Origin of the sequence: Streptomyces araujoniae (assembly GCF_050871195.1) — a bacterium.
Taxonomy (GTDB): Bacteria; Actinomycetota; Actinomycetes; order Streptomycetales; family Streptomycetaceae; genus Streptomyces; species Streptomyces bacillaris.
Map to the genome: position 1 here is coordinate 424,237 of NZ_CP194070.1, position 13,281 is coordinate 437,517.

General features: G+C 73.3%; 13 protein-coding genes. 5 read left to right on the top strand and 8 right to left on the bottom strand.

The annotated features are described in order from the left end of the window. Window positions 1–59: 59 nt before the first annotated feature. Window positions 60–1,184 carry a PP2C family protein-serine/threonine phosphatase gene (locus ACQ9ZG_RS01680; RefSeq protein ID WP_499279711.1) on the bottom strand — a complete coding sequence of 375 codons (1,125 nt, stop codon included), beginning with the start codon at window positions 1,182–1,184 and terminating at the stop codon, window positions 60–62. Between the two features lie 92 nt (window positions 1,185–1,276). Then, the gene (locus ACQ9ZG_RS01685; protein WP_028417296.1) at window positions 1,277–2,122 is read right to left on the bottom strand and encodes a helix-turn-helix domain-containing protein; all 846 of its coding nucleotides are present in this window, start codon (window positions 2,120–2,122) and stop codon (window positions 1,277–1,279) included. A 168-nt stretch (window positions 2,123–2,290) separates the two neighbouring features. Here ACQ9ZG_RS01685 and ACQ9ZG_RS01690 point away from each other — a divergent pair, with 168 nt between their 5' ends. After that, window positions 2,291–2,701 carry an ATP-binding protein gene (locus ACQ9ZG_RS01690; protein WP_078507791.1) on the top strand — a complete coding sequence of 137 codons (411 nt, stop codon included), beginning with the start codon at window positions 2,291–2,293 and terminating at the stop codon, window positions 2,699–2,701. A gap of 55 nt (window positions 2,702–2,756) precedes the next feature. Here the strand turns inward: ACQ9ZG_RS01690 and ACQ9ZG_RS01695 are convergent, their stop codons facing one another. Continuing rightward, a complete protein-coding gene (locus tag ACQ9ZG_RS01695; RefSeq protein WP_499279712.1) occupies window positions 2,757–3,476 on the bottom strand; it encodes a ribonuclease H family protein in 720 nt (239 codons plus the stop codon). A gap of 112 nt (window positions 3,477–3,588) precedes the next feature. Then, entirely contained in the window at window positions 3,589–4,383 is a 795-nt protein-coding gene (locus tag ACQ9ZG_RS01700; protein ID WP_109916730.1) for an SDR family NAD(P)-dependent oxidoreductase, read from the bottom strand. Between the two features lie 200 nt (window positions 4,384–4,583). Here ACQ9ZG_RS01700 and ACQ9ZG_RS01705 point away from each other — a divergent pair, with 200 nt between their 5' ends. Beyond that, window positions 4,584–6,473, top strand: coding sequence for an ABC transporter ATP-binding protein (locus ACQ9ZG_RS01705; RefSeq protein ID WP_109916729.1), 1,890 nt, complete (start codon window positions 4,584–4,586; stop codon window positions 6,471–6,473). Between the two features lie 13 nt (window positions 6,474–6,486). Here the strand turns inward: ACQ9ZG_RS01705 and ACQ9ZG_RS01710 are convergent, their stop codons facing one another. Beyond that, window positions 6,487–6,747 (bottom strand): hypothetical protein, encoded by a 261-nt coding sequence (locus ACQ9ZG_RS01710; RefSeq protein ID WP_028417300.1) that lies wholly within the window; start codon window positions 6,745–6,747, stop codon window positions 6,487–6,489. Window positions 6,748–6,976: 229 nt separating this feature from the next. On the opposite strand from ACQ9ZG_RS01710, the gene ACQ9ZG_RS01715 reads away from it, so the two are divergent. Beyond that, window positions 6,977–7,624, top strand: a complete 648-nt coding sequence (locus ACQ9ZG_RS01715; protein ID WP_499281564.1) for a class I SAM-dependent methyltransferase — start codon at window positions 6,977–6,979, stop codon at window positions 7,622–7,624. Between the two features lie 604 nt (window positions 7,625–8,228). After that, window positions 8,229–9,698 carry a SulP family inorganic anion transporter gene (locus ACQ9ZG_RS01720; protein WP_109917423.1) on the top strand — a complete coding sequence of 490 codons (1,470 nt, stop codon included), beginning with the start codon at window positions 8,229–8,231 and terminating at the stop codon, window positions 9,696–9,698. Window positions 9,699–10,146: 448 nt separating this feature from the next. Here the strand turns inward: ACQ9ZG_RS01720 and ACQ9ZG_RS01725 are convergent, their stop codons facing one another. Together ACQ9ZG_RS01725 and ACQ9ZG_RS01730 are read right to left on the bottom strand one after the other, a co-directional pair. Then, window positions 10,147–10,605: a DUF2267 domain-containing protein gene (locus tag ACQ9ZG_RS01725; RefSeq protein ID WP_084996603.1), complete on the bottom strand. Its 459-nt coding sequence runs from the start codon at window positions 10,603–10,605 to the stop codon at window positions 10,147–10,149. 277 nt (window positions 10,606–10,882) lie between these two features. Beyond that, window positions 10,883–11,314, bottom strand: a complete 432-nt coding sequence (locus ACQ9ZG_RS01730; RefSeq protein WP_028417304.1) for an Hsp20/alpha crystallin family protein — start codon at window positions 11,312–11,314, stop codon at window positions 10,883–10,885. A gap of 153 nt (window positions 11,315–11,467) precedes the next feature. On the opposite strand from ACQ9ZG_RS01730, the gene ACQ9ZG_RS01735 reads away from it, so the two are divergent. After that, the gene (locus tag ACQ9ZG_RS01735; protein ID WP_499279713.1) at window positions 11,468–12,151 is read left to right on the top strand and encodes an HSP18 transcriptional regulator; all 684 of its coding nucleotides are present in this window, start codon (window positions 11,468–11,470) and stop codon (window positions 12,149–12,151) included. 244 nt (window positions 12,152–12,395) lie between these two features. On the opposite strand, the gene ACQ9ZG_RS01740 is transcribed toward ACQ9ZG_RS01735, so the two are convergent. After that, complete coding sequence (locus tag ACQ9ZG_RS01740; RefSeq protein ID WP_109914077.1) at window positions 12,396–13,181, bottom strand: SAM-dependent methyltransferase; 786 nt, start codon at window positions 13,179–13,181, stop codon at window positions 12,396–12,398. Between the last annotated feature and the right edge of the window lie 100 nt (window positions 13,182–13,281).

The following is a 13,281-nucleotide window of genomic DNA, read 5'->3' on the forward strand; positions in this document are numbered from 1 at the left end:
ATGCGTGCCGTAGGCACCTGCCCACGGCCGTACCGTGCGGGTGACCGGTGATCGGCGCCTCAAACACGCGGCGGCCGGAGAACCGGGCCGGTCGCCCCGGCGGGGCGGTGCAGGGCCAGGAGGGCCTGGTCGTCCTGGACACGGCCGCCGGTGTGGCGGCCGACGTCGTCGATCAGCAGCTGGAGGATCTGGGCGGGGGCCGGCGGGTCGCCCACGAGCGAGCGGTGGCGCAGCAGGTCGGGCAGGCGTACGGCCGCGTCGTAGAAGACCCCGTTCTCGTCGCGGGCCTCGGTGACGCCGTCCGTGTAGCAGAGGAGGGTGGAGCCGGGCGGGAAGGCGAACGTGTCGACCGGGGCCCGCCAGGTGCCCAGGTCCCCCATGCCGAGCGGGGGCGCCTCGTGGGACGGGCCGAGCACGACGGCTCCGCCTTGGGCGTCCAGCAGCAGCGGGGGCGGGTGGCCGCGGTTGACGATCCGTACGGTGTCGAGCCCGGCGGCGAACTCCGCGATCAGCGCGGTGGTGAACCCCTCGTCCTCCTCCTGGCCGCCGCGCCGCCCGCCCTCGCGCAGCAGGGCCCACTCCAGCGCGTCCACCAGGCGCGGCAGGTCCTCCGCCTCGTCGGCGGCGTAGCGGAAGGCCCCCAGGTCCGCGCAGACCGCGCTGACGGCGCCCAGCCCCTTGCCCCGGACGTCCCCGACCATCACGCGGACGCCGTGCGGGGTGTCCTGGACGACGTAGAGGTCGCCGCCGATCATGGCCTCGTCCTCGGCGGGGACGTAGCGGGCGGCGATGGCGAGGTCGCCCAGCCGTGAGGGCGGCCTGGGCAGGACGGCGGCCTGGGCCACGGCGGCGACCTGGCGGGCGCGCCGGGTCCGGGCGCTCTGGCCGGTCAGAGTGCGGTTGATGAGGACGGCGAGCACGGTCACGGCCACCAGGGTGAGCTGGTTGGCGACGCCGCCGTGCCAGCCGAAGGTGTGGTCGACCCGGGCGAGGATCACCTGGACGATCATCGAGAGGATCCCGATGGCGACGATGCCGGGCGGGCTCAGCAGGGGCGCGGCGGCGACGGGCGCCGTCGCGAGCAGGGGCGCGGAGGTCACGTCGGTCGGGGTCACCAGATCGATCACGACGGACAGCGCGATCACCCCGACCGGGATCCACTGGGCCCTGCGCTGCCGCACCACTCCCCCACGCTGTACGGCCCCGGCCCGCGCCGCATCCGGAGTGGTCCGTACGGACACCGGGAAACGGCCTCTCCCCCGCCCCACCAGGCAGGTCAGCCGGCCGCGGGGTCCGGCAGCGGGGTCTCCGGCGGCGGGGCGGCGGCGCACGCCGCGTCGAGCCGGATGCGGTGGGCCATCACGGCCTCCGGCTCGTGGACGAGGTCGACGCGGACCCCGGGCGTCTCCAGGACCGCCTGGTCACCGATCTCCGGGGCCGGGACCCGCAGCAGGTGCAGCGGCGGCATGCCGGTCATGGCGTGCGGCGGGTGGTCCAGCGGCACCACCTGGACGGTCACGTGCTGCTGCTCCATCGCCGCGGCCAGCGCCCGCCGCTGCCCGGCCATGGTCTCCGGACCGCCCACCCGGGTGAGCAGGGCGACGGCCGGGAACAGCGCCCACAGGGCCGTACCGCGTTCACACAGCCGGCGCTGCCGCTCCCGGAGCAGCTCCACGCGGCGCTCGATCCGGTCGGGTCCGTCGTCCGGGTACCGCATCCGGTCGAGCCCGGCGGCGTAGTCGGGCGTCCGCAGCAGTTCGGGCACGAGGGCCGGGTGCCAGGTGCGGACCAGGCTGGCCGAGGACTCGACCCCGATGACGTCCTGCTGCCAGCCCTCCATGGTGTCGCGCCACCGGTGCCACCAGCCGGGCAGGTTCGCGGCGCCGAGCCCGGCCAGGATCGGTTCCGCGATCCGGGGCGGAGCGCCGTAGCAGCGCAGCAGTTCGGTGACCTGCCGGACATCGAGCCCGGTCTCGGCCCGCTCGATGCGCCGTACGGTGGCGGGGTGGGCGCCCAGGGCGTCGGCGGCGGCCCGCAGGGAGACCCCGGCCTGTTCCCGCAGGATGCGCAGCCGGGCCGCCAGGACGCGGTGCTGCACCGTGGGGCCGGAGCGGGGTCGCATGGTCGTACCTCGTTCGTCGAGCCCCGGTACGGAGCCTTAAACACTCTGTCGCTTGCAAAGTACGCGTTTTGCGCCGAGAGTGCATACATGTCGGAAATAGTCAGTTGCGCAGAACGCGCCCCCGCCGAGGGGAGTGTCAGAGGTGCACACAGCTGGTGGGTCCCCCGGTTGCCGGGGGGCGTTCCGGAGGCCAGGCACCGGGTGCAGGAGGTGATGCGCGCGTGGGGAGAACCCGCGGAACGCATCGAGGCGGCGGCGCTGATAGTGACCGAGCTGGTCACCAACGCCGTCCAGCACACCCGTACCCGCAGGATCCGCTGTCGCCTCCTCCGCTCGGCGGACGGGGTGCGGATCTGCGTGTGGAACCGCGGCCGGGCCCGGATCCCGGCGCCGGCGTGCCCGGCCGATCCGGCGGGGCTGCCCGTCGAGGCGGCCCCGGCGGCGGACGGCCCGGACGGCGATGATTCGCTCGACTGCCTCGCCGAGGACGGCAGAGGCCTTCTTCTCGTGGAGGCCCTGGCGGCCCGCTGGGGCACGCGCGCCGCGCTGGCCGGCCGGCTCGTCTGGGCCGACCTCTGAGACCCGCCGCGTGACCGCCTCCCGCGACTCCCCGCAGCGTCCGGACCGTCCCTGATCAGACGGTGGCCGTACGGCACTCCGGGTGACCCCAGCCGTTGGGGTTCTTCGCGATCGGCTCCTTGGCCGCGTACGGCTTGCCGCAGTGGCACCGGCCGGCGAACCGCGCCTTGATCGTGCCGCTCGACGACCGCCCGGACCGGGACGAGCCCCCCGCCCCCTTCGCCTTCGCACCGCCCGTGCCGCCGCCGCCCGTCTCCGTACGCCCCTTCGTGGAGCGCGTCGGGGCGGGGACGGGCAGGGCGGTCGCCCCGTGCGCGGTACCGGCCGGGCGCTGCGCCACCGCCGCCTCACTGGCGGCCTGGTCGGCGAGTGCGTTGAGCGGGTCGCCGTCCACCTGGTGGGCGGGGACGTAGCGGAACGTCACCGTACGGTCGGTGAGCAGGGCGTCGATACGGGTGACCAGCTCACGGTTGGCGACCGGCTTGCCCGCCGAGGTCTTCCAGCCGTTGCGCTTCCACCCCGGCAGCCACTTGGTCACGGCGTTCATCGCGTACTGCGAGTCCATCCGCACCTCGATACGCGCCGCCGGGTCCGTGGACTCCAGCAGCTCGGCCAGGGCGGTCAGCTCGGCGACGTTGTTGGTCGCGGTGCCCAGCGGGCCCGCCTCCCAGCGCTCCGGGCTGCCCTGCGCGTCCGCGACGACCCAGGCCCAGGCGGCCGGACCGGGGTTTCCCTTGGACGCGCCGTCACACGCGGCGATGATGCTCTCGTTCATCCCCCGATCATGCCAGCCCCGCATGACCGTCCCGACCGGCCCGCACCGCTCCCCCGGCGCGCCGGGCACGCCCCGCGCACGCTTCGGGCACGTCCCGCGTCGGGCTCCTTGCTCAGGGCACGATCGAGTCGACGTATCCGCCGTCGACCCGCACCGCCGCCCCGGTCGTCGCGGAGGCCTGGACGGAGCTGAGGTAGACCACCATGCTGGCGATCTCCTCGGGTTCGATCAGCCGCTGGAGCAGGGACTGCGGCCGGTGCAGCCGCATGAACTCCCGCTGGGCCCGCTCCCACGGAAGGTCCCTGTCGACCAGCTCGTAGACGAAGTCCTCCACGCCCCCGGTGTGGGTGGGGCCCGCGATCACGGAGTTCACCGTCACCCCGGTCCCGGCGGCCTCCTTGGCGAAGCCCCGGGAGGCGGCCAGCAGCGCGGTCTTGGACATGCCGTAGTGGATCATCTCGGCGGGGATGACGAGCGCGGAGTCGCTGGCGATGTTCAGCACCCGGCCCCAGCCCTTGCGGGTCATCGGCGGCAGGTAGTGGCGGATGAGCCGGACCGCGCTGAGCACGTTGGTGTCGAAGTACGTCCGCCACTCCTCGTCGGTGATCTCCAGGGGCGGGCGGGAGCCGAAGATGCCGAGGTTGTTGACGAGGACGTCCACCGCCGGAACGGCCGCGTACAGCTCGGCGGCCCCCTCCTCGGTGGTCAGGTCGCAGGCCACCGCCGTGACGGCCGCCCCGGGGACCTGATCCCGCAGGGAGCCCGCCGCCGCGTCCAGCCGGTCCCGGGAGCGGCCGGTGAGGACGACCTCGGCGCCCGACTCGGCCAGCCCGGTGGCGATGGCGAGGCCGATGCCCTGCGAGGAGCCGGTCACCAACGCGTTCCTGCCCGTCAGATCGATGCGCACGCCGTCGCTCCTCTGGTCCGTTCGTCCCGGCTGCCGGTCGGCCGGCCACCCCGGGCGGGGCGTTCCCCCCTCAGGCTCGCACCGGGCCGAGGGCGGCGCCCGGCGGAGGGCGGCGCGCCCTGTTGACCTCAACCAAACGTGAGGTCCTAGCGTTCCGATCAGTCGCCACCATCCAGGTCGGCAGAGTGTCGGAGCACCCCATGGACATGGAAGTCACCGCGTGGACCTCGCTGCACAGCGCGATGAACGCCGAGCAGGACCGGCGCCCCTTCTCGAAGGCGACGCTCCGCCGCATCCTGGCCTTCGCCCGGCCGCACAGGACACGCATCCGCCGGTTCCTGCTGCTCAGCACCGTGACCGCGCTGCTGGCGGTGGCCACACCGGTGCTCGCCGGGCGGGTCGTCGACGCCATCGTGCGGGGTGCGGATTCCGGCACGGTCACCCGGCTCGCCCTGCTGATCGCGCTGATCGCGGTGGCCGAGGCGGGCCTCGGTCTGGTCACCCGGTGGCTTTCGGCCAACCTGGGTGAGGGGCTGATCCTCGACCTCCGAACGGCCGTGTTCGACCATGTGCAGCGGATGCCGGTCGCCTTCTTCACCCGGACGCGGACCGGCGCCCTGGTCAGCCGGCTCAACAACGACGTGATCGGCGCCCAGCGGGCGTTCAGCAACACGCTCTCCGGGGTCGTCTCCAACCTCGTCACCCTGCTGCTGACGCTCGGCGTGATGCTCACGATCTCCTGGCAGATCACCCTGCTGTCGCTGGTCCTGCTGCCGGTCTTCGTCGTGCCCGCCCGCCGGATGGGGGCCCGGATGGCCGGTCTCCAGCGGGAGGCGGCCGCCCACAACGCCTCGATGGGCACGCAGATGACCGAGCGGTTCTCCGCCCCCGGCGCCACCCTGGTCAAACTCTTCGGCCGCCCGTCGCTGGAGTCGGCCGAGTTCGCCGAACGGGCCCGCCGGGTGCGGGACATCGGGGTCCGCTCCGCGATGGCCCAGTCCGCCTTCATCACCGCGCTCACCCTGGTCTCCGCCCTCGCGCTCGCCCTGGTCTACGGGCTCGGCGGCTTCTACGCGCTGCGCGGCACGCTGGAGCCGGGGTCCGTGGTGGCCCTGGCCCTGCTGCTGACCCGGCTGTACGCCCCGCTGACCGCGCTGGCCGGGGCCCGGGTCGAGGTGATGAGCGCCCTGGTCAGCTTCGAGCGGGTCTTCGAGGTGCTGGACCTGAAGCCGCTGATCGCCCAGAAGCCGGACGCCCGGGAGGTGCCGGAGGGTCAGGTGTCGGTGGAGTTCGACCGGGTCTCCTTCGGCTACCCGTCGGCGGAGAAGGTCTCCCTCGCCTCCCTGGAGGAGGTCGCGACGCTGGACAACCGGGGCGGCACGCCGGTCCTGCACGACGTGTCGTTCCGCGCCGGGCCGGGGCAGATGATCGCCCTCGTCGGCTCGTCGGGCGCGGGCAAGTCGACCATCGCCCAGCTGCTGCCGAGGCTGTACGACGCGGACGCCGGTTCCGTACGGCTCAACGGGATCGACGTACGGGACCTGAGCGCCGACTCGCTGCGCGACACCCTGGGCATGGTCACCCAGGACGGGCACCTCTTCCACGAGTCCGTACGGGCCAATCTGCTGCTCGCGCGACCGGAGGCGTCCGAGGACGACATCTGGGACGCCCTGCGCCGGGCCCGGCTGGAGGGGCTGGTGGCCTCGCTGCCCGACGGGCTGGACACGGTGGTGGGCGAGCGCGGCTACCGGCTCTCCGGCGGTGAGCGCCAGCGGCTGACCATCGCCCGGCTGCTGCTGGCCCGTCAGCGGGTCGTCATCCTGGACGAGGCGACCGCGCACCTGGACTCCACCTCCGAGGCCGCCGTCCAGGAGGCCCTGGCCGAGGCGCTGGAGGGGCGGACCGCCGTGGTGATCGCCCACCGGCTCTCCACCGTACGGGCGGCCGATCAGATCCTGGTCGTCGAGGCGGGCCGGATCGTCGAGCGCGGCACCCACACCGAACTGCTGGCGGCGGGCGGCCGGTACGAGGAGCTGTACCGCACCCAGTTCGAGCGGCCGTCGGCGGACGAGGCCCAGCCGGTCGGCTGACGGCGGACCGGTCTCAGCGGCGGACGAGGCGGGGGCGTCCCGTGGTGCGCAGGCGCCGCAGGGCGTCCCCGCCGCAGCTGCGCCACTGCTTGGGCGAGACCCGGGGGCGGTGGCTGCCGTTGGTGACAAGGGCGTTGACCGAGGTCATCGGGTCCGCCGCCATGGACTTGGCCAGCAGCACACCGACCACCAGGGGCAGCAGGGAGACCGCCAGGGCGGTACCGGCGGTGGTGACGTGCTGGATGCGGGGGTTGCGCCGCGCTGCGGAGTCCATGACCCCATTCGAACAGCGGCCGGGGGCCGGAGCATCGGACCGGGTACTCAGTATGCGGCGCACCGCATACTCAGACGCGCGCACGGGGACGCTGGGGACGCGACCCCGGTCGGCGGGGGCGCGGCGGCCGCGGGGCCTCGGACCGGAGGCTTCGCGGAGCCCCGTACCACCGGAAGGACCACGTCCCATGAGCGACCACACGCCCGACCTGAGCGACCGGACGTCCGGCATGAGCGACCGGACGCCTGAACGGCCCGCGGGACTCCCCGCCGCGACGGTGTTCGACGCGCTGGGCGCCGAGTACGAGCGGGCGTTCGCCGGTTCGGCGGCCCACCACGCCGCCCTGGACCGGCTGCTGGAGCGGCTCGCGCCGGGCAGCCGGGTGCTGGACGTGGGAAGCGGTACGGGGGTGCCGACCGCGCGGCGGCTGGCGGCGGCCGGGCACCGGGTGGTGGGGGTGGACGTCTCGCCGGTGATGACGGCGCTGGCGGCCCGACAGGTGCCGGAGGCCGAGTTCCGGTGCGGTGACGTCCGTGAGCTGCCTCTGGTGGACGGGGAGTTCGACGCCGTCTGTGTCTACTTCTCGCTGCTCCAGCTGGCCCGCGGCGAACAGCGGGAGCTGCTGGGCCGGCTGGCCCGTGCGGTGCGGCCGGGCGGCCGGCTGGCCGTGGCGACCGTGCCGGTGGACGCGGCGGAGGTGAGCGTGGTGTTCATGGGGCAGCCGGTGGTGGTGTCGAGCTTCGGTGAGGAGGAGTTCGTCTCGGTGGTGGCCGGGGCGGGGTTCGCGGTGGAGGAGCGGCAGAGCGTGCTGTTCACCCCGGACCACCGGATGGGCGAGCCCGAGCCGCATCTCTTCCTGGACGGCCGACGCCCCTGACGTCCCCGCCGGACGCATCCCGTTCCCCTGCCGTCGCATAGGGCGCCATTACCCCAAAGGTTTTCGCAATCACAAAGAACAAGCCGAATGAATGACAAGAATGGCGCATTCGCGTTCCTTCACGAGAAGGTAATGCGATAGCAAAGTTCTCGTCTATATGCTGAGCTGTAGTCGTACCCGTTCGGATGCCGTACGCGCGGCTCCACAGCCCGGATGTTCGATAAAAGCGCGAGGTGGAACACCCATCTCTCCCCGAACATTCATCCGGATTTAATCAGCGCATTCGTCCCCATGACCCGACCACACCGCTCCCCGGAACCACCGGGTGCAGGAGGCAGGCCACCCCATGAAGTCCCTTGTCGCACCCGCCCGGACTTTCACCGAGCACGACACCGCGAACGCAAAGGAGGCCGGGCTCCCCACGTACGCCCGGCCCCCGAGACCTTTCCCTTCGGTCCGTGGCGCGCTGCGTCCCGGCCCGATCCGCGTTCACCGGCCGGAGAGCGGCCCGTCGTGCGGCCGCCTCTGACGGCTTCCCGCCCCCACCCTGTCCGCGCCCGGCTCCGGCCGGGCGCGGATCTGACCCCCGAGGGAATCGTCACCCGTGATCTCCGTGAAGGAACTCAAGAACCCCCACGTCGTACGACGTGACCTGCTGGCGTCACTCGTCGTCTTCCTGGTCGCCCTTCCCCTCTGCGTCGGTGTCGCCGTCGCCTCCGGCGTACCGGCCGAACTCGGCCTGGTCACCGGGATCGTCGGCGGCATCGTCGTCGGTCTGCTGCCCGGCAGCAGGCTCCAGGTCAGTGGCCCGGCCGCCGGTCTCACCGTGCTCGTCTACGAGGCGGTCACCGAGTTCGGCCTCGCCACGCTCGGGCCGATCGTCCTGGCCGCCGGCCTGCTCCAGGTGGTGATGGGCTTCGCGCGCTTCGGCCGCTGGTTCCGCGCCATCTCCGTCTCCGTCGTGCAGGGCATGCTCGCGGGCATCGGCCTGGTCATCGTGCTCGGCCAGCTCTACGCGATGGCCGACACCGAACAGCCGGACACCGCCCTCGCCAAGCTCGCCGGGCTCCCCGGACTGGCCGTCGAGATCATCACCGACGGCGAGGCGATGACCGCCTTCGGCCTCGGGGCCGGGACCGTCGCCGTCCTGCTGATCTGGCCCAGGCTCCCCGCCCGCGTGCGGATGGTCCCGGCCCCCCTCGCCGCGGTCGGGCTCGCCACCGCCGTCGCCGCCCTGGCCGGGCTGCGGCCGATGGTGGCCGATGTGAACGGGCTGCTGCACGCCATCGACCTGCCGGGCGCCGCCGAGTTCGGCAATCTGGCCAGTGTGGCCGTCATCGGCACCGTGCTCGCCTTCGCCCTGATCGCCTCGGCCGAGAGCCTGTTCAGCGCGGCGGCCATCGACCGGATGCACGACGGTCCCCGTACGGACTACGACAAGGAGCTGGTCGCCCAGGGCGTCGGCAACACCATCTGCGGGGCGCTCGGCGCGCTCCCCATGACCGCCGTCATCGTCCGCAGCGCGGCCAACGTCCAGGCCGGGGCCACCACCGCGCTCTCCCGGGTCGCCCACGGCGTGTGGCTGCTGCTCTTCGCCGCACTGCTGCCCGCCGCCATCGGCATCATCCCGCTCGCCTCGCTCGCCGGGATCCTGGTGCACGCCGGGTGCAAGCTCGTGCCCTGGAAGGAGTTCGGCCCGCTCTGGCGCGAACACCGCGGCGAGGCCGTGCTGCTGGCGGTCACCGCACTGGCCATCGTGGTGACCAACCTCTTCGAGGGCGTGGTGCTGGGGCTGCTGCTCGCCGTGGTCAAGTCGGCCTGGGAGACCTCCCACGTACAGCTCTCCACACGTGAGCTGACCGGCGGCCGGGTCGTGGTGACGCTCACCGGCAACGCGACCTTCCTGCGCCTGCCCCGCATCCTGGAGCAGTTGGAGAAGCTGCCGCAGGACCAGCCCATAGAGCTGGACCTGACCGGGCTGCGCCACCTCGACCACGCCTGCCGGGTGGCCCTGGAGAACTGGGCTCGCCGGCACAACAACGCGGAGATCGAACCGGTGACGATCCGCCGGTAGACCGGCGGTTCGGGCGGCCGTGCGGGTCGTCGGGCGCTCCACCCGGCGCCCGGCGACCCGCCGACGCAGCGCCGGAAGGCCAGGACGCGGCCGTCGGTGGAGCCGACGCCGGCCCGGGCAGCGGCCGTGGTCACCAGGCGTCCGCGGCGGGCAGCCGGAGCGAGCGGCCGATGCGCGACCGGGGCCGCCACCCGGAGAGGCCGAGCCCGGCCCCGCCGCGGAAGGCCCGGCGCAGGCTGGACGAGCCGACCGCGCCGACGGTACGGGCCGGGGCGCGTTGACGGTACGGGCCGGGGGCCCGGGACGGTGTCGTCCCGGGCCCCCGGCGGTGTTCTCGGGCCGGCCCGCCCACATGAGCGCCCAGGCCCCACGGCTCACCCCGTCCGGGCTCCCCGGACCTCCTGGGCCGCTCGGACCGTGCGGGGACCTCCTGGGCCGCTCGGACCGATCAGGCTGCCGCGCTGAGCTGGGTCCGGGCCGCCGTGGTGAGTTGGGCGCGACCGAAGAGCAGGGCGTAGCCGGGCGGCAGGGACTCGATGACCCGGGTCACGAGTGCCGGGTCCATCAGCGTGGCGACGGCCGCCAGCACCGTGCCCGCGTCCCAGCGGGCGGTCGCCGCCGTGCCGCCCGTCCGCACGGCCAGGTCGTCCACGAAGCGGGCGGCCGGGGCCGGGTCGATGCCGGGAGCCTCGCCGGTGAACACCCGGGCGGCCTCCCTGGGAAGCGCGGCGGCGAACGCGACCCGCTCCTCACCGGTGATCTGCGCGCCGAGCCCGCCCAGTACGGCGTTCAGAGCCTCCTCCGCCCGCTCCCGGGTGGGGTAGGCACCCTCGTATCTGATCTTCTCCAGCAGCCGGTCGAACGTCATGGCCTTCGGGGCGGCGATGGTCCGAGGCTCAGGAATCATGGCGGCAGCAGCCCTTCTCGTGGTTCCGCGGTGTCACGTTGCATCTGGCTTCTTCTCCGAAAGCGCCGCCGTACACCCCCCGGGGGTGATCCGGGAGTGATCAGGGGCAGGCTCCGGGCCCAAGCCCGGGTCCGGCCCAGGCCCAGGTCCGGTAGCGATCCGGACAGGCTCCCGGGACGACTCTGCGGCCACCCGGGGCTACGGGCGGCCGCAGAGCAGGTCGTACCCCGCCGGCAGGTGCAGCACGATGCGGCGCAGAGGGCGGGGACGGGGACGGTCAGCCCTTGATCTGCTTGCGCGAGGAGCCCCCGCCGATGGAGATCTTGCGGGGCTTGGCGCGCTCGGCGATCGGGATGCGCAGGGTCAGGACACCCGCGTCGTAGTCGGCGTCGATGCGCTCGGTGTCCAGGGTGTCCGCCAGGACGATCTGCCGGGAGAACACGCCCAGCGGCCGTTCGGACAGCTCCATCTGAACGTTGTCGGCGTTGACGGCCGGTCGGCGCTCGGCCCGGACGGTCAGCATGTTGCGCTCGACGTCCACGTCGATCGCGTCCGGCGAGACACCGGGGAGATCGAACGCCACCACGTACTCGTCGCCCTCGCGGTACGCGTCCATCGGCATCGCCGACGGCCGCGACCAGGTGCCGGGGCGCAGGATCTGCTCGGTGATCCGGTCGAGTTCACGGAAGGGGTCGGTACGCATGAGCATTGCGGAAACACCTCCAGTCGGTCGGGCGGTAGCCCGCGCTTTTCACCTGAGACCGTTGTAGCATGTCATCCATTCGATGACAAATGAAATGTCACCGAAAGGACGACACCAGAGCGAACCTGTCGTGAAGCCGCACCTGTCGAAGGAGTCACCATGCCCGCAGCGGAGGAGCCCGACGCCACCCGCCACCCCGATCCGGACGCCGTCTCCCTCCTCGCCGCAGCCGCGGCCCTGGGCATCATCGACGGCGCGGTCCGCGACGCCCGGACCACCACGGCGGAGCAGGCCGAGGGCCCGGCGGCCGATCCGGACCGGGCCCAGGCACTGGACTCGCTGCAGCTGCTGCGCGAACTGCGGGAGCGGCTCGCGGGGTGGGAGACCGGACTGATCGAGGCCGCCCGGGCGGCGGGGGCCAGCTGGGCCGAGCTGGCCGACCCGCTCGGCGTCGCCAGCCGGCAGGCGGCCGAGCGCCGCTATCTGCGGCTGCGCCCCGGCTCCCTCGGCTCCACCGGGGAGGAGCGGGTCAAGGCCACCCGGGACCGGCGCGCGGCCGACCGCACCATCACCACCTGGGCCCGCGAGAACGCCGCCGACCTGCGTTCGCTGGCCGGCCGCGTCACCGCTCTCACCGGCCTGCCCTCCTCCGCCGGCGCCCCGCTGGACCAGCTGCGCCGGGCTCTCGCCGCCGACGACGCCGCCCTCCTCGTCGCCCCGCTCGCGGCGGTCCGGCCGCATCTTCCTTCGGAGCAAAGGCAGTTGGCAGACCGGATCGACTCCCTCACCCGACGCACGGGCGAACTGCGCGAGGACACGGCGGCGCGGCGGCAGAGCGGCTGAGCGAGGGGGCGGCGACGAGGGCCGCGCTACATCACGAACCGGGGCGGGACGGACCAGGGCAGGGGCGGCCCAGGGCAGGGGCTGGGCGGGGCAGGGGCTGGGCGGGGCGGGAACAACACCGCGTACGGGACCAAGGCCGCGTAACGGATCCGGCCGCGGAGAACGCGACGTACGCCCGCACGGGAAACGCCCGGGGGCGGAGGGTTCCGGCACCCTCCGCCCCCGGGCGAGACCCGCCTCCCCGCTACGGCTTGCGGGCCACCAGCCCCCACTGGTCGACCAGCACCGGGTCGTCCTCCTCGGGGCGCCACAGGGCGATCGACAGGAAGCCCGGCTCGATGATCTCCAGACCCGCCGCGCAGTCCGTGATCTCCTCCGGTTCCCTGACCAGGTACGGAGGGTTCTCGCCGGAGTCGTACGCCTCCTGGGCGGCCAGTGTCTGCGGGGTCTTCACCGTGTCGCAGAGCACCAGGTAGCTGCCCGAGGGCATCCGGGCCATGTACTGCTGGACGACCCTGATGCCGTCGGCCGGGGTGAGGTGCCCCAGGGTCGAGAGCAGCAGCACGGCGACCGGCTCGGAGAGGTCGAGCGTCTTCCCCGCCTCGTCCACCACCGTGTCCGTCTCGGAGAGATCGGCGTCCACGTAGGCGGTCCGGCCCTCCGGGGCGCTGGTCAGCAGGGCGTGGGCGTGGGCGAGGACGATGGGGTCGTTGTCCACGTAGACGATCCGCGCCTCGGGCACGATGCCCTGGGCCACCTCGTGGGTGCTGTTCGCCACCGGCAGCCCCGTGCCGACGTCCAGGAACTGACGGACTCCCAGGGAGGCGAGGTGCCGGATCGCCCGGGCCTGGAAAGCCCGGGAGGCGCGCGCGATGTCGACCATCTGGGGGTAGGCGGCGCTCACGGCGTCGGCCAGCTCCCGGTCCACGGGGTAGTTGTCCTTGCCGCCCAGCCAGGCGTTCCACACCCTCGCCGAGTGCGGGACATCGGAGCGGATCCTGCGGCGGAACTCAACGTCGTCGACGCTCATGTCTCTCCTCTACTCACTGTCCGTGCAAGGCCGTTGACCGCATGACCGCCGGTGAGAGCCTTGAGCTGACCGTACATCGCGCCTCCGGCCCACGCGGGAC